This window comes from Clostridioides sp. ZZV15-6598 (assembly GCF_020657705.1).
Classification (GTDB): domain Bacteria; phylum Bacillota; class Clostridia; order Peptostreptococcales; family Peptostreptococcaceae; genus Clostridioides; species Clostridioides difficile_F.
The window spans coordinates 1-19,002 of record NZ_JAGWCS010000076.1 but is presented as its reverse complement, the minus strand read 5'-3'; the positions used below and the strand labels follow the sequence as shown (position 1 = coordinate 19,002).

Here is a 19,002-nt window from a genome sequence, read left to right as displayed (position 1 = left end):
GGTAATATAGGACTAATATAATTGGAATTTATAAGGGGTTGGCTTTCTGTGCAAAAGTTTATTAAAATCATAAAGAAAATGTATTGGCTTGGCTGTATTGGAATTGTTGGTACAATCTTAAATATTAAATTGTTGGAACTTTTTTATTTATTTTTCTTACTTGCTATTTTGGATTTTATTTTATCTATTATTTTGGTGTTAAAGCATGATGATAACATGCAAGAAGCAAAAGACTTAAAATTTCTTTTTCAAAACATTGGTATGTTAATAGGAATACCAATTATTTATTTGAGAAATCTATTTCGACTATCTAATGTTTACAACCACAAAATAGTGAATGATTATATCCTTCCATTCAATGGAAAATGGCTTGTTGCAAATGGAGGAATTGACAAAGAAAACTCACATTCTTGGGGAATATGTAATCAACGATATGCTTATGACTTTGTTATAGAAAGAAACGGAAAATCATATTCAAACAACAGAACTTCTGTAATTAATTATTTCTGTTACAATCAGCCTGTTATTGCACCTGCTGATGGTATTGTAGTGAAAATTAAGAATAGTTTTGAAGACACTCCTATTTCTGATAAAGTAGAAGTACAATGCTCTGCTTCGGATATAAGGGGCAATTATATTGTGATTAAGCATTCATCAAATGAGTACAGTACAATAGCACATTTGAAAAAAGATAGTTTTATAGTCAGTATAGGTGACTTTATAAAGCAAGGACAGCAAATAGCAAGTTGTGGAAATAGCGGAAATACAAGTGAACCACATATACATTTTCAAATTCAGCAAGGTAAGAGTTTTTTGTTTTCAGCAAGTTTGCCTATATACTTTGGCAGAGTTATAAATTGTACAGAAGATACAAGTGTTCATTATATTACTAGAGGGCAGACTGTAGAAAATCAAAAAAAATAGATAACTGTGAGTTTTAAATATAATAAAAACATAAAAAAGACCATAAATAAAGGAGATACCAATATTTGTGGTCTTAAAGGTATATAATCAAAAATCTATAGGATTATAATTTGAAAAAGACAATTTATTATGATTTATTTATAGATATTAACCTATTGTTATTCTATAACATCTATACAATCAATAATATCCATTTTTTTAATTTTTCTTAAAGGAATAAGAGTGGCTATAATACATGCAATTATAGAAACAAGTGTAGCTTGTGAAATCGAAATAATTGGGATATTAGTAAAATCAATTTTTTCTATAGTAGCCATGTTTATTATAACAGCACTGGCATATCCTGCAATTGAACCAAATATAGCAGCAAAGATTCCATAATAGCAACCTTCCCATAAAAACATTTTGTATAAACTACTGTTACTCATACCAATAGCTCTCTTAACTCCAATTTCATTAATTCTAGTATTAATATTTGTATGAGTTGTGTTAATAATGTTTAAAGTACCAATCAAGCCTACAAATAGTATAATAGCCCATGCTAAAAATTGTATTTGTTTAAAACTTTCTTTAAGTTGGTTGTCTGATTCAATGTATGATATCCAACGAGAGCCTGGATTGTTTTTACAAATTTGTTCAATAGATAACTTTATTTCTTCTAAATTTGATTTATCTTTAGCATAAACATTTATCTGACTGAATCTATCTTTATTTGTTAGGGTATCATATACAGTATCATATACAATAACATCAATACCGTTTAACCAACCATTACCTTGTAAATTAATCATTTTATCTACAGTATTATATACTTTTAATTGTTTTTTATTAATTGTAATATTATCCTTTGGTTTTAGGTTTGTAGCCTTAATCTTTGTATCTGGTGTAGAAATAGCAATTGGATTTTTTATAAGGCATAGAGAGCCGTTTTTGAAATCCTCCAATAAAGAGTCTGTGATAGAAGGTATTAATTCTTTAAGTGTTTGTTCATCAATTCCAATAACTTTTAACATTTCAGAACCATTTTCAAAGTTAATATCTGTATTTATTTCTCCTTGTTTATATTCAGAGTATTTGATAAAAGAGGCACGATTGATATTTTTCATGTTAACTATTTTATCTAGTGTAGATTTATCAAAACCAGGCACTTCATTTGTTAAAGAAAAATCTCCTTTTTTTAGGTCGCTAACTGATTTGGATACATCTAATACATTAGAAAATTCACTAAGTGCAACAAATACTGTTATACTCATAAATAATGATAGTATAGTGATTATAGTTCTACCTTTATTTCTTTTTAGGTTTAGCCATGCTAGATGCCTTTCGAAGTTTTTGATTGGTTTTTCTCGTTTAATTTTAATTTTTCTTTTGATTTTGGTAGTGTTACCAGCCATAGCAATTTTAGGAGAAACATGTGAAGCATATATTGCTGATGGTAAAGCCGCAACAAATGAAAATACTAGTGAAATACTAACACTTAATAATAGTGGAATTAAGTATCCTGTTGAATTTCTATGTATAAGCTCAGTCATTTGTTTACTGTCATTTACTAAAAGTATATCTGGATTTAAAATATTCGTAACCATTTCAGTTATGCTTTCAGAAGAAACAATTCCAATTATAGCCCCAATAGGTATAGCAATAGCGCATAAAAATAAAATTTGTAAGATAATAATTTTATATAGTTGCTTTGGTTCAGCTCCAATTGCTCTTAAACATCCATACTCTTTGATTTTCTTTGTAACAGAAATTTTCAAAATATTATAGATTACAAGTCCAGAGGCCAGTAGTACTAATAGTGCAACAAATAAACATATTACTATAATTATAGACATGCTATCACTATTGGAACTGTTTTTATCTCCTTCAAAGTTAATTCCTAATGTATTTAAATAAACCCAGTTGTATTGAATTGAACTACGAGGAATATTGACTTTTCTAGCTAATTGATTTACAATTTCTTGAAATCTATTTTGTTGCTTTATTTTAAAATCCAATGATGATAAAGCATATCTTTTAGGTAATAGCTTTTCTGATGTACCTTTACCTACAACACTATTTACTATCCCACTTGCATATCCTGTGTAGTCATTTTCTAAAATACCACTTAGTTTAAAATTGGTTTTATAACCATAGGGTTGTTCTGTATCATTTAAAAGTGAGATATTTAAATCCATAGGAATAGTTATACCAAGTTTTGGTTTTATTCCCATGAGTTGTAGAGTGTTTTCATCTAAGGCAATCTCATTTTTATTTTTAGGAAGATTTCCAGACTTTAGTTTCATTAGCTTTGGGTAGTTGGAAAGTCCTATTTTATCGTACTCTTTTACAAGTATAGAGATACCTGTATTCTTTATTTTACTAATACCAAGTGTTGTTGAAAGACCAGCTTGGTAGATTCTATTATCCTTTTTTAGTTTATCAACTTGAGTTTTATTAAGCTGGTGAAAGGATACATGTCTATCGCCATTAAAAGAGCGAGCTTGCTCTTTTCTTAAATTTTGAAGTATGCCAATTGATTGACCTACTACAGTTGTCATTATAGTTGACATTATTATTGCAATAACAATTAATGTAGTCATAAGTTTTTGGTTTTTTAACTCTTTTATTGAAAGTGAAAGGTAATTCTTCATTACTATTTCACCTCCATAAGTACACCATCAATTATTGAAAGCTGTCTGTCAGCAAGTTTTGCAATTCTATCATCATGGGTTATTACTACTAGAGTTTTTTTAAATTGTTTTGATGTTTTAATAAGAAGATTCATAACTTCACTACCACTTTTGCTGTCTAAGTTTCCTGTAGGTTCATCAGCAAATATTACATTTGGCTTTGCAATTAATGCTCTAGCAATGGCGACTCTTTGTTGCTGACCTCCTGAGAGTTCATGTGGAAGATGATGTAATCTATCTGAAATTCCAAGCAATGATGAAATCTCATTTAAGTATTCTCTATCAGGTTGTTTTTTATCTAATAACACAGGCATCGAAATATTTTCTGAAGCTGTTAAAACAGGTAATAGATTAAACTGTTGAAATACAAATCCAAAACATTTTCTTCTAAGAGTAGAAAGTTCCTTTTCACTATATTTATACATATCTTTCCCATCAAGTAATACCTGTCCAGATGTAGGACTATCTAATCCACTTAAGATATGTAAAAGTGTACTTTTCCCACTTCCAGAAGGCCCAATAATAGAAACAAATTCACCTGAATTTATTTCTAAATCAATATTGTTTAATGCAATAACTTTGTTGTTATTAGAACCATATATTTTTGATAATTGTTTTGCTTTTATAATCATAAAAACACTCTCCTTTTTTGTATAAGAAGAGTGTAAGTTATAAAACTCAATTTTTTCTCAACTTTTTATATAAAATAAAAGGATTTAAGAAACATAAGAATATTAATAAAAGTTACTCTTGGGAAAAAGTAAATTATAGTGATTGAAGCAATGAATTAACTCCTAATAAACTTGATAATGTAAGTGACTATAATATGATTTCAATAAAGCAGAAATGTAGATGAGTTTAAGAAAAGAAAAATACTTTTTTATTTGATTATAATGATTGACATAGGAGGATAAAATTTGACCAAATTAACTGAAGGTCTGAGGTGTAAAGCTGACTATGGATTGCTAGTGTGATATAATAACTGTAAATATAAAATAAAACCAGTTAGTGGGAGGACTATACAATATGAAGAGGATATCCGAAAAACTGCGAATAGGAGTAGTTCCACTTATTTTAATTATTGCTCTAATTTTGACAGGAATATTGTCAGTTCGTTCCATCAATAATCTTGAGGGAAATGCACGTGTTATCAATTATACAGGGATTATCCGTGGTGCTACACAGAGATTAATAAAAAAAGAACTTGCTCATGCACAGGATGATAAATTGATTGCACAACTAGATGGTATCCTAACAGGACTTTCTAATGGAAGTACTGAACTTAACTTAATAAAACTCCAAAGTGAAGAATATCAATCATTATTAGCAGAGATGAAGAAGGACTGGTCAGATATTAAGTCGGAAATCATGATTTATAGAGATGGCGGGTCTGGAGATAAACTGTTTAATATGAGTGAAGATTACTTTGACTTAGCAAATCAGGTGGTAATGGCCGCAGAGGTATATACTGATAAAATTGTTCAAGATGCTCGAAATTTATTGTTTTATATTAATATAGTGTTTATATTAATGGCAGGAATGTGTACTATTTTTGCTTTTTGCCAAGATAAACGCCGAAGAGGATTGATTGAAGTAGAAAATGAGAATAGACTAAAAAGAGAGCAATTATCAAAACGATTTCAAGAATTGCTTGTTCCTATAAATGAAATAACAGAGCTAATGTATGTATCAGACCTTGATACCTATGAGTTGCTATTTGTAAATGAAGCTGGAAAGAAAACTTTCAATATCAATGATGAAGAAAATTTGAAGTGTTATAAGGTATTACAGGGATTTGATTCACCTTGTTCATTCTGTCCAAATTCTATTTTGACAAAGGATGAAAACTATACTTGGGAGTATACAAATCCCCTCACTAAACGTCACTATTTATTAAAAGACCGCTTAATGGAGTGGGAGGGTCGCACAGCAAGAATGGAGATTGCATTTGATATTACTGAAGCAACTAATGAAAAAATTGAATTAAAAAATGGTTTGAAGAGAGAGCATATTCTTGTTGAATGTATTAGAGAACTTTATCGCAATCATGAAATGATAGATGCTGCCAATTATGTATTGGAACAGGTAGGAAAATTGTTTTTAGCTGAGCGTTCTTATATCTTCTTATTTCATGGTGATAACGTATCTAACATTGCAGAATGGTGTAAGGAAGGTATAACTCCTCAAATTGATAATTTACAAGATTTGCCACAGTCAGATTTTGCAATATGGCTTAATATGTTTCAAAAGCAGGAAAATGTAATTATTCATGATTTGGAAGATTTAAAAATGACTATGGAGCTTGAATATGAGTTTCTTGCACAACAAGGTATCAAGCGTATGATTATGGTGCCATTAAAACGTAATGGAAAATTAGACGGATGTATGGGATTAGATAATCTTTCTCTTAATTTAATTGAAAATGCAGTTACATTTATTGAAACTCTAAGTTATTTTATTATGATTGCAATGAGTAGAAATGAAAATGAGGAAGTTCTTTATCGTATGAGTTATTTAGATACTCTTACTTCTTTTTATAATAGAAATCGTTATATTCATGATATTGATAAACTTGTAGGTAAAACGAATTCTGTTGGAGTAGTATATCTAGATGTAAATGGACTAAAAGAAATCAATGATAATTTTGGACATGATTCTGGTGATGAGTTACTAAAAAGATGTGCAAAAATCATTCAAAACAGTTTTGAAACAGGTTCTTGTTATCGAATCGGCGGTGATGAATTTGTAATCATTTGTACTGATATCACTGAAAAGGAATTCAATGAAAAAGTACAAAAGCTAAAGAATAATTTTATGAATGATGAATGTAAAGCTGCTATTGGTTCTAAATGGGAAGTAAATTGCAAAAATATCCAGTCTACTATAAAAAATGCAGATGAACTCATGTATGCTGATAAAAAAGAATTTTATCATAACCATCAACCAACAGGACGTTATCGACATTATACTGAGGTATTAGAAGGGTCAGAAAGATAAAAATATTTAATAAATAATATTAAGTTAGGCTACAGGTAAAATTTTACAAAGATAACCCTAAGGCAGATGTTTTTATTAATTGTCTGCCCTAGGGGGTGCATTTTTTAATAAAGCTTTAAAGTTTATTATATTTTATACAAAGAGACTTATATTACAAGTTAAAGTATATTTAGTCTTTTGTTGAGAACTTTGCTGTAATTTTAGCACCACCAATTGAATTGTTTTCAATAAGAATAGAACCACCATGTTTTTCACATAATACTTTAGATATATAAAGACCCATACCGAAATTTGAGTTGTTATTATTTAAAGTTTTATCCTTATAAAAAGGTTTTAAGGCTGACTTTAGAGAGTCTTTACTAAATCCTATACCATCGTCTTCAATCACAAAAGTAAGGAATTCTTGCTCAAGGTATATAAGTATAGATACTTTATTTTTTGCATATCTAAATGCGTTTGATATTATATTTTCAATAACTCTATGAATAATATTTTCATCAAATAACACGTTTATATTGTCCACCTTATTTGTAAGCTTAAAAGATTTTCCAGCTTGTTTTGATAGAATAGATATATTGTTATCTAAGTTTTCTACAAAATCATTTATATTTGATATAGACTTTGTAATAACTAGGTCTTCTAATCGTTGAGCGTTACTCATACTATCTACATAGTATTCAATTCTATGAATATGCTCAGACATAAGTTGCGTAGTTGATAAAATTTTTTTATTACTGAGTTTTCCTGTTGGTATGTATTTTATTAAATAATCTGAGTATCCCTTTAGAACTGTTAAAGGATTTCTTAAATCATGGGAAAAAGCAGCATTGAGTTGTTTTCTATCATCTATCATGGTCCACATTTTTATATTATTTTTATTCAGTTGAGACCTCATTTTCTCAAAAGCATTACACAGACTACCTAATTCGTCATTACTCTCATACTCCAAGTGAAAATCTAAATTATTATTGGATATTTCATTTGCTCCTTTATTAAGTATTTCAATAGGTGTCTTTAATTTTACCTTATAAAAAATTATATCAGCTAATAATAGAAGTCCTATAAAAAATACAAGTGGGAGTACAAGCTGAAGTGTGCTAATTATATTAATCAACGTTTTATCAAAATCGCTGTATTGATTTATATTATTTTGCATTATGGTTATAGTTTCTGTATATAAAGGAGTTTGTAAATATTTGTCTTGTATAGAGTGGTATATGTAATTAAGTAAAATGTATGAGATAGCTGTAAGTACTGATGCTATAATTAATGAAGATAAAGTAAGAAAGAAAAAAGATTTTTTTAATGACATATTTTTTATTTTATCCATTTGTAACCAGCCCCCCATACTGTTTCTATGTAATTTTCAAGAGTATATTTTGATAATTTAATTCGTATCTTTCTTATATGCTCCATTATAACATCACTATTTCCATTGTTATCATAGCCCCATATTCTATCATAAATCCTTTCTCTATCAAATACTTGACCAGGGTTCATAGAGAGAAGTTCTACAATATCAAATTCTTTTTTCGAAAGTGAAACTTGATTATTATCAATATAAATTGACCTTTTTTCATAATCTATTACTAAATCCTTGTAAAAGCTGACTTTAGTGTGATTTGATTTTCTTTCTTCACGTCTTAAGTGAGCAGAGACTCTTGCACCAAGTTCTTCTAAATCAAAAGGTTTTACAATATAATCATCAGCACCAGCACGAAAACCATTAATTTTATCATTGTTTTCAATTTTGGCTGTTAAAAATAAGATAGGGCATGATATATAATCTCTAATTCTACTGCAAACTTCAATTCCATCTATCTCAGGCATGTTTATATCAAGTAGAATAATGTCTGGATTTTTAGATATTTTCTCTAGTGCTTCTTTTCCATTTTGAGCAGTATAAACTTTATAATCATTTATTTCAAAATAATCTCTTAATAAGGTGATGATTCCTTCTTCATCATCAACAACGAGTATTTTACTGTTCATAAAAATTCTCCTTTCTAAATAAAACTTTTTAAACGACTTTTATTTTAGTATAAAAATCTCAATAATTTCTCAAATTATTAAATCCACATAAAAATATACTATTTTTAGTGATTAAAATCAGTATATTTTTATGTGCTAAATAAATCAAGTGTCTAATTATTGGAAAGTTTAAGGATATAGGAGATAATCTTTATTGAAGTATGACAATTTTAACATATATAAAGATGAGGAATTCAAATGAGAAAATTAATAATATCATTTAAATAAAAGATTGGTGAATGTAAAAGAGTTTCTTATTAAAAAAGACATGAGTTATAAAAACTAATTAATATACATTATATAGTTGATATATCAATTATCATTGATTTTTAAATTTGATTGGAATATACTTGACCTATCAATTGATTTCGAGTTTTTTTACCTTTCAAGAAAATAAGAAAGTTTGATAAATAATTTTTTAGAAGAGTGTATTTAGGAGGAATATTTTATGGAAGATAAAGTTATTTATTATTTTACATCAACTGGAAATAGTTTAAGTGTAGCAGAGACTATATCAAATAAAATAAATGCAAATATAATTAGAATATGTGAAACAACTAATATAGATTGTAATAGTGATATAATAGGATTCGTATTTCCATTATATTTTTGGGGATTACCTAATCTTGTTTCTAAATTTATATCAAATCTAAATATTAAAAGTGATAAACCATATATTTTTGCTATAGTAACTTGTGGAGGTGTGATAGGTGGATGTGCACTTCATGATGTGGATGCTTTATTGAAAGAAAAGGGGCATGGCTTAAATCTAGGTTCAAGGATACAGATGGTTTCTAATTATATTTGTGAGTTTAAAATAAAAGATGATAAAAAAATTGACAATTTACTTAGAAAAGCAGAAATCAAGGTCAATGAAGTGTCAGAGGAGATTTTAAATAAGAAAAACAATAAAATTAGCAGGACAAATTTCATATACAAGAAGTTTTATAACAAATATATTTTATCTTGTGCAAATCAAGATAGCCATTTTTCAGTTGAAGATACCTGTGTAGAATGTGGTATTTGTTCAAAAGTCTGTCCTGTAAATAATATAGATATTGAGGAAGGGAGACCAAAATTTTTACATAATTGTGAACATTGTTTAGCATGTGTACATTGGTGTCCTAAGCAAGCAATTCAATGGAAAGATGCAACTAAAAATAAAAAGAGATACCATAATCCAAACATAAAGTTGGAAGACATGATAAGTGAGAAAAGTAAAGAAATTTAATAAAAGAAATGACTACTAGTAACCAAAATAAAAACCCCATAAACATTTTAAATAATTAATTTATGGGGTTTTATAATTTTTTATTTTAAAATATTAAGTTCATATAAATCTGTTCTTCTATGTTTAAGTAATGGCAATTGTTGTCTTATGTCAGGAATTAAATCTCTATCAATATCAGCATAAATAATACATTCTTTTTCATCAGCTTGAGCGATAATTTTTCCCCAAGGGTCTGAAATTCTTGAATTACCAAAAGCTATGTAAGAAGCATCTTTATTTCTAGCAGGTGCGGCACCAACATAGAATAATTGATTATCTAAAGCACGCATTCTGATAGATAATTCCCAATGTGCAGGTCCAGTTGTCATATTAAATGCAGCTGGCAAGATAACGATTTCTGCACCTTCAAGAGCCATCAAACGTGATAATTCAGGGAAACGAATATCATAGCAAATAGCAATACCCATTTTTCCATATTCAGTATCTATTATAGTAACATCATTTCCAGCAGTAAGAGTATCAGATTCTTTAAAGCTAACTTTTCCTGTAACTTCAATGTCAAATAAGTGCATTTTGCGATGTTTTCCAATTAAAGTTCCATTTTTATCAAATACATAACAAGTATTATAGATTTTGCCATCCTCTAATTCTGGAATACTACCAGAAACTAGATAAATACCATGTTTTTCAGCTAGTTTACTCAATGTATTTGTTGTTTCACCTGGATATTCCTCAGCAAATTTAGGAAAGTATTTATTTTCATATGGACAATTAAACATTTCTGGTAAAACCACAATTTTAGCTCCATTATTGGCAGCTTCTGTTACCATTTCTACAGCATGATTAATATTTTCAATCTTGTTTTCTGTAGTCATCATCTGACACACTGCGATTTTGTAGGAATTCATAAAAATTACTCCTTTCGATATTTTTATGTTATTATAACATATTAAATAAAAATTAGATATAAATACAAAATATGTAAGTTGAATATGTTATATAACCGAAGAATACAAATTACTATAGATATATATTTTAATTTATACTCTTATAATTTATATCATATCAATATATTGACTTTTTTTACCTATGTTGATAGTATTACTTTAAAGACAATAAAATAATAATAGAGTTTTATAGGGTTCCGCAATTATTAATGATTGGTCTGGTCCAAGATAAAACCCACAACATAACTTTGTTGTGAACACGGAAGGATAAAAACCTGGGAGATATTTTATAATATTTCTCAGGTTATTTTATTGCTAAAAAAGAGATATATTATTTGAAAAGAGGAATGATTTTATGAAATGGTTATTTTTATTTATTGCAGGATTATTTGAAGTTTTTTGGGCATTTCAATTAAAAAATTCACATGGATTTTCTAAGTTGACTCCAAGTATACTTACTGTTGTTGGAATGATTGTTAGTTTTTATTTTTTATCATTAGCACTTAAACATCTTCCACTTGGAACATCATATGCCATATGGACTGGAATTGGTACCGTTGGAACTGCTATTGTAGGAATTGCTCTTTTAAATGAACCAGTTAATATGGCTAGAATTTTATGTATAGGTCTTATTGTAGTGGGGATTGTGGGATTGAAATTATTATCTACCAACTAATAAGTATGAATTACGATAAATAGTAGGAGATGATAGTTATAGAATATATAAACTAATTTGCAGGGATTAAGTGAGTCAGCAGAATAAAAGATGCTATAAAGTTAGAAATTATAAAATGTTTTAATAATATAATAAAAAAGCTATGAACTTAGAAATTATAAAATGTTTTAAAGTAATTAACACTTTATAAAGTTTTTGTTTCATAGCTTATTTTTATTTATAAGTTTATTAGATTTGTATTTGAAAATTATATGTATATATTTTGTATAATTATTTTGCTAATAATAAAGCAGTTAAATCCATAGGGTCAACTATTACACCATCTTTATAAACACGCATATTTCCAGATGCTATCTCATCTATTAATATTACTTCATTATTGTAGAATCCAAATTCAAACTTAATATCATAAAGTTCAAGTCCTTTTTCAGCTATAGTGTCACGAACTATGTTAGAAATTTTTTGAGTCATACTCTTCATTGAATCAAATTGAGCTTGAGTCATAATATTTAAAGCTTCTAAACCTTCAGATGTTATAAGTGGGTCACAACGGTCATCATCTTTTAAAGTTGCTTCTACATAACAATCTAACTTAGCTCCTTCTTCAACACATGAACCATAACGACGTAAGAAACTACCAACAGCTCTATAACGACAAATAACTTCTAATCCATTACCAAAAACTTTTGCTGGTAACACTTCCATAGTTGCATCTTCTAAATTAGCACTTACATAATGAGTTTTAATTCCAGCATTGTTTAGAATTTCAAAGAACTTAACAGATGTCTCTAAATTAGCCTTACCAATTCCATCTATGCTTAGCCCCACAGTATTTTCACCTGGGTCGAATACACCATCTTTGCCAGTTACATCATCCTTAAATTTAAGTAAGCAATTTCCATTATCTAATTCAAAAACATCTTTAGTCTTTCCTTGATACACTTTTTTCATAAACAACCTCCAAAATATTAAATTATTATATTGAATAAGGCATTAGCGTCAAAAAAGTTCTGATATTCGTATGAAAATTTATATTGATGCCTTACATTTAATATTATATCACAAAAATAGAGAATTTTTCCGAACATTTTTATAAAAATAATAAAAAAAGTACATTTTATGAAAAAATTTGGAAAAGTACTAAGAAAGAAAGTGAGTGTCATTTGTATTGACACACATAAGTTTTTATAGAAAATTTTTTTGACACACTTTGACACACATATAATAAGAGTGTGATAAATGGCATGAAAACGATATTTACAAATATTGGCATAAAAGTTGCTTTATATATTTTACATAAAAAAGATGAGTATATATCTAAATAAAATAAACAATAGAGGTGGTTAATATGAAGTCAGTTAAGTTCTATGGTGTAAGAGATACAAGAGTAGAGAATGCAGATATACCTAAAATATTAGAAAAAGATGATGTAATAGTTAAAGTAAAAGTTGCTGGTATATGTGGCTCTGATATATCGAAGTACTCAAAGACAGGTCCTCATATGGTTGGAGAAATCTTAGGTCATGAATTTTCAGGAGAGGTAGCAGAAGTTGGTACAGAAGTAAAAGATTTTAAGATAGGAGATAGAGTTGCTGTTTGTCCAGCTATGCCATGTTTTGAATGTGATGAATGTAAAAAAGGGCTGTATTCAAGATGTAATAATGTAGCAATAATAGGCAATAAAGAGCTTGGAGGATGTTTTGCTGAATATACAAAGGTAAAAGAAAGAAATTTAATAAAGATACCAGAAGAAATAAGTTATGAAACAGCTGCTGCCTTAGAACCAGTGTGTATAGCAGGGCATGGACTTTTTAGGTCAGAAACCAAAGTAGGAGATACTGTTGTAGTACTTGGAACAGGTCCAATAGGCTTATTTTCAATACAATGGGCAAAAATATTTGGCTCTACAAAAATAGTGGCTATAGATGTATTTGATGAGAAATTAGAATTAGCAAAGGAATTAGGAGCAGATATTTGTATAAATGCAAAAGAAAAAAATATTGTAGAAGAAATAAAAAAATTAACTAATGGAGCTGGAGCAGATATTGTTATTGAATCAGCAGGAACTCCAATGACATGTGGTCAGGTATTGTTATTAGCCAAAAAAGGTGGGACAGTACTTTATGCAGGAGTACCATATGGAGATGTAGCTTTAAGCAGGGTACAATTTGAAAAGATAGTGAGAAGTGAGCTAACTGTGAAAGGAACTTGGTTTGGAAATTCATTTCCATTCCCAGGAAAAGAATGGAGTACTGGCTTGTATCATATGCAAAAAGGTGACATGAATGTTGAGAAATTGGTTACACACAGAATAAATTTAGATGAAGTGCCAGATTATTTTGAAAAAATATACAAAAGAGACATCTTCTTTGGTAAGATAATGGTTAATGTGGCTAATTAAGGTAGAGTAATAAAGATAATAATTTATAGTTTATATAAAAACGTTAAGAGAGGTATGATTCATATGGCAGGAATAATTATAGCTGCACATGGGAATATGGCTAAAGCGATGTTAGAAAGTGCTGAATTAATAGTAGGGAAACAAGAAAAAGTAGAAACTTTAGGATTAAACCATGGTGACAGTATAGATGAGTTTAGTAGAAAATTAGAAAATGGAATTGAAAAATATAAAGATGAAGGTATTTTAGTATTACTTGATTTTTATGGAGGGACTCCTTTCAATACATCTGCTGTTATAATAAACAAATTTGCTAAGGAATGTGAATTGGAATGTTTAACAGGTGTAAATTTGCCTATGCTTTTAGAGCTGTTTTTAAACAGAGATACTATGAAGTTAAAAGATTTGAAAAATTTATGTGAAGAAGTTGGAGTTTCGGGAATTAAGGATGTAAAAGCAGCTTTAAATATATAAAATAAATTAAAATTTTGGAGGAATTATTATGAGCAATATAGCATTAACAAGAATTGATGATAGATTAATACATGGGCAAGTTATCACTGCTTGGTGTAAGATTACATCAGCAAAGAGAATAGTAATAGTAGATGATTTAGTTGTAAAAGACCCATTTATAGTTCAAGTCTTACAAATGGCAGCACCTTCAACTGTTAAGGTTGAAGTGCATGATATAGAATCAGGTGCTGAGGTTTTAAAATCATATGATGGAGATGAGAATTTAATAGTATTAGTCAAATATCCTAAAACTGTTTTGGGTTTAGTAAATAATGGAGTAGATTTAAAAGAGTTAAATGTTGGAGGTATGGGAGCTGGTATTGGAAGAAAAAGTTTTTATAAGAATATATCAGTATCAGATGAAGAGAAAGAAATATTTAGGGAATTAATATCAAAGAATATTAAGTGTTTTATACAAATAGTTCCAGATGCAAAGAAAATTGATGTAGGAACATTATTGTAATACCTATTTTGTAAATATTTAAAAGTAAATAAGGAGGAAGAACATGCAAATTTCACTAATTCAAGCAGTTTTAATAGCAATTTTTTATTATCTTTCTTGGAGTCCATGGTTAACTTATGTTGGATTTTTTACATGGAATAGACCTTTATTAGCTGGATTTGTAACAGGAATTATACTAGGAGACCCAGTTCAAGGAGCAATTATAGGTGCAGGTATAAATATGATATATTTAGGATTTATATCAGCAGGAGGGGCTCAAATGGGAGACCCAGCTTTTGCAGGATATGTGGGGACTGCTTTAGCTATAGCATCTAATCTGGATGTAAGTACTGCAATGGCAATAGCTGTTCCATTAGGTACTGTTGCAACTGTGCTTTGGATAGGTAAAATGACAGTAAATTCTTTTTTTGCACACTGGGCAGATAGAGAGGTTCAAAAAGGGAATATAGATAAAGTAGCATTTATAAATATAGTTCCACCTCAGATACTATTGTTTGTAATGAGTTTTATACCAGCATTATTAGTTGTTTATTTTGGGCCAAATGCAATAGATGGGATGTTAGAAGTAATGAATGATAATGTATTACATGTCTTTAATGTAATAGGAGCTATGTTACCAGCACTAGGGATTGCTATGAACTTAAAATTAATTGGAAATAAGTTTACTATGCCATTTTTCATATTAGGTATATTAATGGCTGTTTATTTTAAAGTAGATATAATAGTAATATCTGTTATTGGAGTAATACTTGCTCTCACAATTACTTCAATTAAATATGGAAAAGATGGTGCTACATCTTAAATATATAAGAAAGGGGAAAATATTATGTCAGATACAAAAAGTGAAGTAGCTAAGAAAACGTTAAGCAAAAAAGATGTGATAAAGTCATGGCTAAGATGGTTTTTCTTTGCACAATCTAACTACAATTATGAAAGATTACAATCAACAGCATTTTCACATTCAATGTTACCAGTACTTAAAAAGTTATATCCAGATAAAGAAGAGTTAAAGCAAGAAGTAGAAACTCACCTGGCGTTTTTTAATACAGAGCCTATATGTGGATGTGTTATACATGGAATAACAATAGCCATGGAAGAAGAAAAAGCTAATGGCGCAGATGAAATAAGTGGTGACGGTATGAATGCCATAAAAACAGGTTTAATGGGACCATTGGCAGGGATTGGAGATACTTTAACTCAAGGAGTTATAACACCAATAGTATTAGCTGTTTGTATTGGTTTAACTGAGGGAGGAGCTTCAATTGCAGGACCGATATTATTTGTATTGGCTCAATATATAATAATGACTTCAATTTCATTTGGAATGTGGACAAATGGATATAAGTATGGTAAAAAAGCTGTTGAAAGTATACTTCAGGGTGGAATAGTAAATAAAGTTATAGAAGGTGCTTCTATACTAGGTACTTTAGTCATGGGCGGACTTGTAGGTAGGTTTATTAATTTATCTACACCAATAAGTTATACTAGTGGAGATTTTAAATTTAGTCTTCAGACAGATTTGCTTGATAAGATATTTCCTGGATTAATTCCTTTGGTACTTACTTTGTTGGTACTCTTTGCTTTAAAGAAAGGTCTTTCTCCAATAAAAATAATGGGTATATTGATAGTGGTAGGCGCTATTACAGGTATATTAGGATTATTTTAAATAAATGTATATGATGTATTAATGAGGAATTTAGAAAAATTGACTATATCTATAAAATATAATAGTAATTAGGGTAAATTAGATTTTAAATAGATTAAGATTTCAGCTTAGATAAGCTATGTCGAATATATAATTTTATAAAAGGTATCTCAAAATGATTTTTTAATTATAAATGAGGTACTTTTTTATTTATGGACTTAGTATTAAAGATTATCTGTACTGTATTTTATATTAGGTTTTAGTAATAATTGTAAACTTCCTGTAACATATATTTTATATAATTGAAACAATGGATATAATATGAAATATAATAATAAGTTTAGGGATGTGAATATATGAATATATTAATTGCTGATGATGAAGTGAGTATGATTAAGATACTTTGTGCTTATTTTAAAAAAGAAGGCTTCAACGTATTTACTGCAAAAAATGGGGAAGAAGCTTTAAATGTTTTTTATGAAAATAAAATAGATTTAGCAATACTGGACTGGATGATGCCAGTAATTGATGGAATAGAGGTTTGTAAAGAGATAAAAGAAAATAGTAACACAAAGGTGCTTATGTTGACAGCTAAAAGTCAAAGTGAAGATGAAATAGAGGCACTCAATATAGGCGCAGATGAATATGTTAAAAAGCCATTTGACCCTAGAGTTTTAATAATAAGGGCTAAGAAATTAGTAAATTATAAAGATACAATTAATATAAAAGATTTAAAAATAGATTTTGAGTCAAATAAAGTTTTTAAAGGTAATGATGAACTACTATTGACTAAAAAAGAATTGGAATTAATGCGCTGCTTAGTCAATAACAAAGGAATCGTTTTATCAAGGGAAAGACTTTTAGATTTAGTCTGGGGATTGGATTATGATGGAGACTTTAGAACTGTAGACACTCATATAAGAAGACTTAGAACAAAAGTAGGAGAAGATATAATAAGAACTTACAGAGGGTTAGGGTATAGTTTGGAGGATTTTTATGACTAAACTAAATAAGAAGTTATCTATAAGTATATCAATAGTAGTTGTAGTTGTTTATATAATTTCTATAGCTATAAATAGTATGTTTATTCATAGATATTATTTACATGAAAAAAGAAATGTATTAAATAACATTGAAAATGAAATAAAGCATGAGGATATGAATAAATTAAAGTCAAATATTGAATTAATTGAAGAAAAAAGTAATACAGCTATTGTATATGTAGCATTAGATAAAAACTACAAAGATAAAAATAGTATAGATAAAATAAATCAAGATTTGCTAGATGCCTTTTGGAATAAAGGTTTGAGCTTAAATAAATTTTGGATTGAAGGAAGTGTCTTAAAAGACATTGACAATAAAAGTATTAATAAAATATATAATCAGGGAAAAACAAAATATAGTCTACTAGTAAAGTTTATGAAAAAGGATAATTATTTATTTGCTATATCTATACCAATAGAACATTCAGAAGAGACAATTGGTATAGTAAATAGATTCAATATAATAATGGGCATATTTTCTGTAATTATAATAACTATACTTACATTTATACTGTCAAACAGAATTATAAGACCTATGGAAAAGTTAAAGCTTTTATCTAAGGATATATCTGAGTTAAACTTTAGAACTGAGGCTATAAAAACGAATGATGAAATAGAAGAGTTAGCTTATAGCATAAATATAATGAGTGTAAAGCTTGAAAAGGCACACAATGAATTAAATAAAAGGAATGAAAATTTAAAATCTTTTATATCTGATGCATCTCATGAAATGAAAACTCCAATAGCACTTATAAAAGCATATGCTATAGGTATGAAAGATGGTTTGGATGATGGTACTTATACAGATACAATAATTGAACAGGCAGAAAATATGTCTAATACAATAAATACTCTTTTATATTGGGCTAAATATGAGAAAAAAGAAGTTAGTTTGTGTGAAGTAGATTTAAAGGAAAGACTGCTTAAGAATTTAAAAAATTATGAGTTATTAATATCTAAGGACAATATAAGTGTTAAATGCGATATAGAAGATAGAAGTCTTATAATAAATTCTGATAAAGATAGTATAGATATGGTACTTAATAATCTGATTAGTAATGCAATAAAGTATACTAGTGATAATGAGATAGAGATTAATCTTTTTAGAGAGAATGATAAGATTATGTTATCTATAAAAAATGGAATAGATTATGATAGAGAAGATGATATTGATAATATATGGAAGCCTTTTTATGTGTTAGAGAAGTCAAGAAGTAAAGAACTCTCAGGTACTGGTCTTGGTCTTACGATAGTTAAGACTATACTTGAAGAAAATAATTTTAGATATAAGGTTGAAGTTTGTGGTGGAAAGATAGAATTTTATATTATCTTTATATAAACTTTATATTATTTTTATATTATCCCATAAAAATACAACAAAATAAAATATAAATATAAAAAATAATTTAAAAAACATCAAATTAATTTGTTTTTCATATGGATAAAATTGGTTATTTAATAT

At 28.3% G+C, this 19,002-nt stretch carries 17 protein-coding genes and 1 riboswitch; of the genes, 11 read left to right on the top strand and 6 right to left on the bottom strand.

Annotated elements, in window-relative coordinates:
• The first annotated feature begins 48 nt into the window (after positions 1-48).
• Positions 49-924 carry a M23 family metallopeptidase gene (locus tag KGF50_RS14190; protein WP_227848657.1) on the top strand — a complete coding sequence of 292 codons (876 nt, stop codon included), beginning with the start codon at positions 49-51 and terminating at the stop codon, positions 922-924.
• Positions 925-1,082: 158 nt separating this feature from the next.
• Here KGF50_RS14190 and KGF50_RS14185 read toward each other — a convergent pair whose 3' ends face one another.
• Both KGF50_RS14185 and KGF50_RS14180 read right to left on the bottom strand, forming a co-directional pair.
• On the bottom strand, positions 1,083-3,557 hold the full coding sequence (locus tag KGF50_RS14185; RefSeq protein WP_227848656.1) for an FtsX-like permease family protein: 2,475 nt from the start codon (positions 3,555-3,557) through the stop codon (positions 1,083-1,085).
• Between the two features lie 2 nt (positions 3,558-3,559).
• On the bottom strand, positions 3,560-4,228 hold the full coding sequence (locus KGF50_RS14180; protein ID WP_227848655.1) for an ABC transporter ATP-binding protein: 669 nt from the start codon (positions 4,226-4,228) through the stop codon (positions 3,560-3,562).
• Positions 4,229-4,622: 394 nt separating this feature from the next.
• Here KGF50_RS14180 and KGF50_RS14175 point away from each other — a divergent pair, with 394 nt between their 5' ends.
• Positions 4,623-6,593 carry a sensor domain-containing diguanylate cyclase gene (locus KGF50_RS14175; protein ID WP_227848654.1) on the top strand — a complete coding sequence of 657 codons (1,971 nt, stop codon included), beginning with the start codon at positions 4,623-4,625 and terminating at the stop codon, positions 6,591-6,593.
• A 169-nt stretch (positions 6,594-6,762) separates the two neighbouring features.
• Here KGF50_RS14175 and KGF50_RS14170 read toward each other — a convergent pair whose 3' ends face one another.
• Positions 6,763-7,923, bottom strand: coding sequence for a sensor histidine kinase (locus KGF50_RS14170; RefSeq protein ID WP_227848653.1), 1,161 nt, complete (start codon positions 7,921-7,923; stop codon positions 6,763-6,765).
• The gene (locus KGF50_RS14165) at positions 7,911-8,585 is read right to left on the bottom strand and encodes a response regulator transcription factor (RefSeq protein WP_227848652.1); all 675 of its coding nucleotides are present in this window, start codon (positions 8,583-8,585) and stop codon (positions 7,911-7,913) included. The genes KGF50_RS14170 and KGF50_RS14165 overlap by 13 nt, the downstream gene beginning before the upstream one ends.
• Before the next feature lie 487 nt (positions 8,586-9,072).
• Between KGF50_RS14165 and KGF50_RS14160 the strand changes: the two genes are divergently transcribed.
• Positions 9,073-9,855, top strand: coding sequence for an EFR1 family ferrodoxin (locus KGF50_RS14160; RefSeq protein WP_227848651.1), 783 nt, complete (start codon positions 9,073-9,075; stop codon positions 9,853-9,855).
• A gap of 80 nt (positions 9,856-9,935) precedes the next feature.
• Here KGF50_RS14160 and KGF50_RS14155 read toward each other — a convergent pair whose 3' ends face one another.
• Positions 9,936-10,763 carry a carbon-nitrogen hydrolase family protein gene (locus KGF50_RS14155; RefSeq protein WP_227848650.1) on the bottom strand — a complete coding sequence of 276 codons (828 nt, stop codon included), beginning with the start codon at positions 10,761-10,763 and terminating at the stop codon, positions 9,936-9,938.
• Between the two features lie 217 nt (positions 10,764-10,980).
• Positions 10,981-11,086, top strand: a riboswitch (guanidine-I (ykkC/yxkD leader).
• Positions 11,087-11,157: 71 nt separating this feature from the next.
• Between KGF50_RS14155 and sugE the strand changes: the two genes are divergently transcribed.
• Positions 11,158-11,478, top strand: coding sequence for a quaternary ammonium compound efflux SMR transporter SugE (sugE, locus tag KGF50_RS14150; RefSeq protein ID WP_227830397.1), 321 nt, complete (start codon positions 11,158-11,160; stop codon positions 11,476-11,478).
• A gap of 270 nt (positions 11,479-11,748) precedes the next feature.
• Here sugE and KGF50_RS14145 read toward each other — a convergent pair whose 3' ends face one another.
• Positions 11,749-12,429 (bottom strand): phosphoribosylaminoimidazolesuccinocarboxamide synthase, encoded by a 681-nt coding sequence (locus KGF50_RS14145; protein WP_227830398.1) that lies wholly within the window; start codon positions 12,427-12,429, stop codon positions 11,749-11,751.
• 397 nt (positions 12,430-12,826) lie between these two features.
• Here KGF50_RS14145 and KGF50_RS14140 point away from each other — a divergent pair, with 397 nt between their 5' ends.
• The 7 genes from KGF50_RS14140 (at position 12,827) to KGF50_RS14110 (ending at position 18,879) form a co-directional block, all read left to right on the top strand.
• Positions 12,827-13,879, top strand: a complete 1,053-nt coding sequence (locus KGF50_RS14140; RefSeq protein WP_227848649.1) for a galactitol-1-phosphate 5-dehydrogenase — start codon at positions 12,827-12,829, stop codon at positions 13,877-13,879.
• A 54-nt stretch (positions 13,880-13,933) separates the two neighbouring features.
• Positions 13,934-14,350, top strand: a complete 417-nt coding sequence (locus tag KGF50_RS14135; protein WP_413926642.1) for a PTS sugar transporter subunit IIA — start codon at positions 13,934-13,936, stop codon at positions 14,348-14,350.
• A 28-nt stretch (positions 14,351-14,378) separates the two neighbouring features.
• Positions 14,379-14,852, top strand: coding sequence for a PTS sugar transporter subunit IIB (locus tag KGF50_RS14130; RefSeq protein ID WP_227848648.1), 474 nt, complete (start codon positions 14,379-14,381; stop codon positions 14,850-14,852).
• A 43-nt stretch (positions 14,853-14,895) separates the two neighbouring features.
• Positions 14,896-15,654, top strand: coding sequence for a PTS mannose/fructose/sorbose/N-acetylgalactosamine transporter subunit IIC (locus KGF50_RS14125; RefSeq protein WP_227435258.1), 759 nt, complete (start codon positions 14,896-14,898; stop codon positions 15,652-15,654).
• Between the two features lie 24 nt (positions 15,655-15,678).
• Positions 15,679-16,518, top strand: coding sequence for a PTS system mannose/fructose/sorbose family transporter subunit IID (locus KGF50_RS14120; protein WP_227435256.1), 840 nt, complete (start codon positions 15,679-15,681; stop codon positions 16,516-16,518).
• Positions 16,519-16,853: 335 nt separating this feature from the next.
• A complete protein-coding gene (locus KGF50_RS14115; RefSeq protein ID WP_227848647.1) occupies positions 16,854-17,501 on the top strand; it encodes a response regulator transcription factor in 648 nt (215 codons plus the stop codon).
• Positions 17,494-18,879, top strand: coding sequence for a sensor histidine kinase (locus KGF50_RS14110; protein ID WP_227848646.1), 1,386 nt, complete (start codon positions 17,494-17,496; stop codon positions 18,877-18,879). Before KGF50_RS14115 ends, KGF50_RS14110 begins: the two co-directional genes overlap by 8 nt.
• The last annotated feature ends 123 nt before the right edge of the window (positions 18,880-19,002 follow it).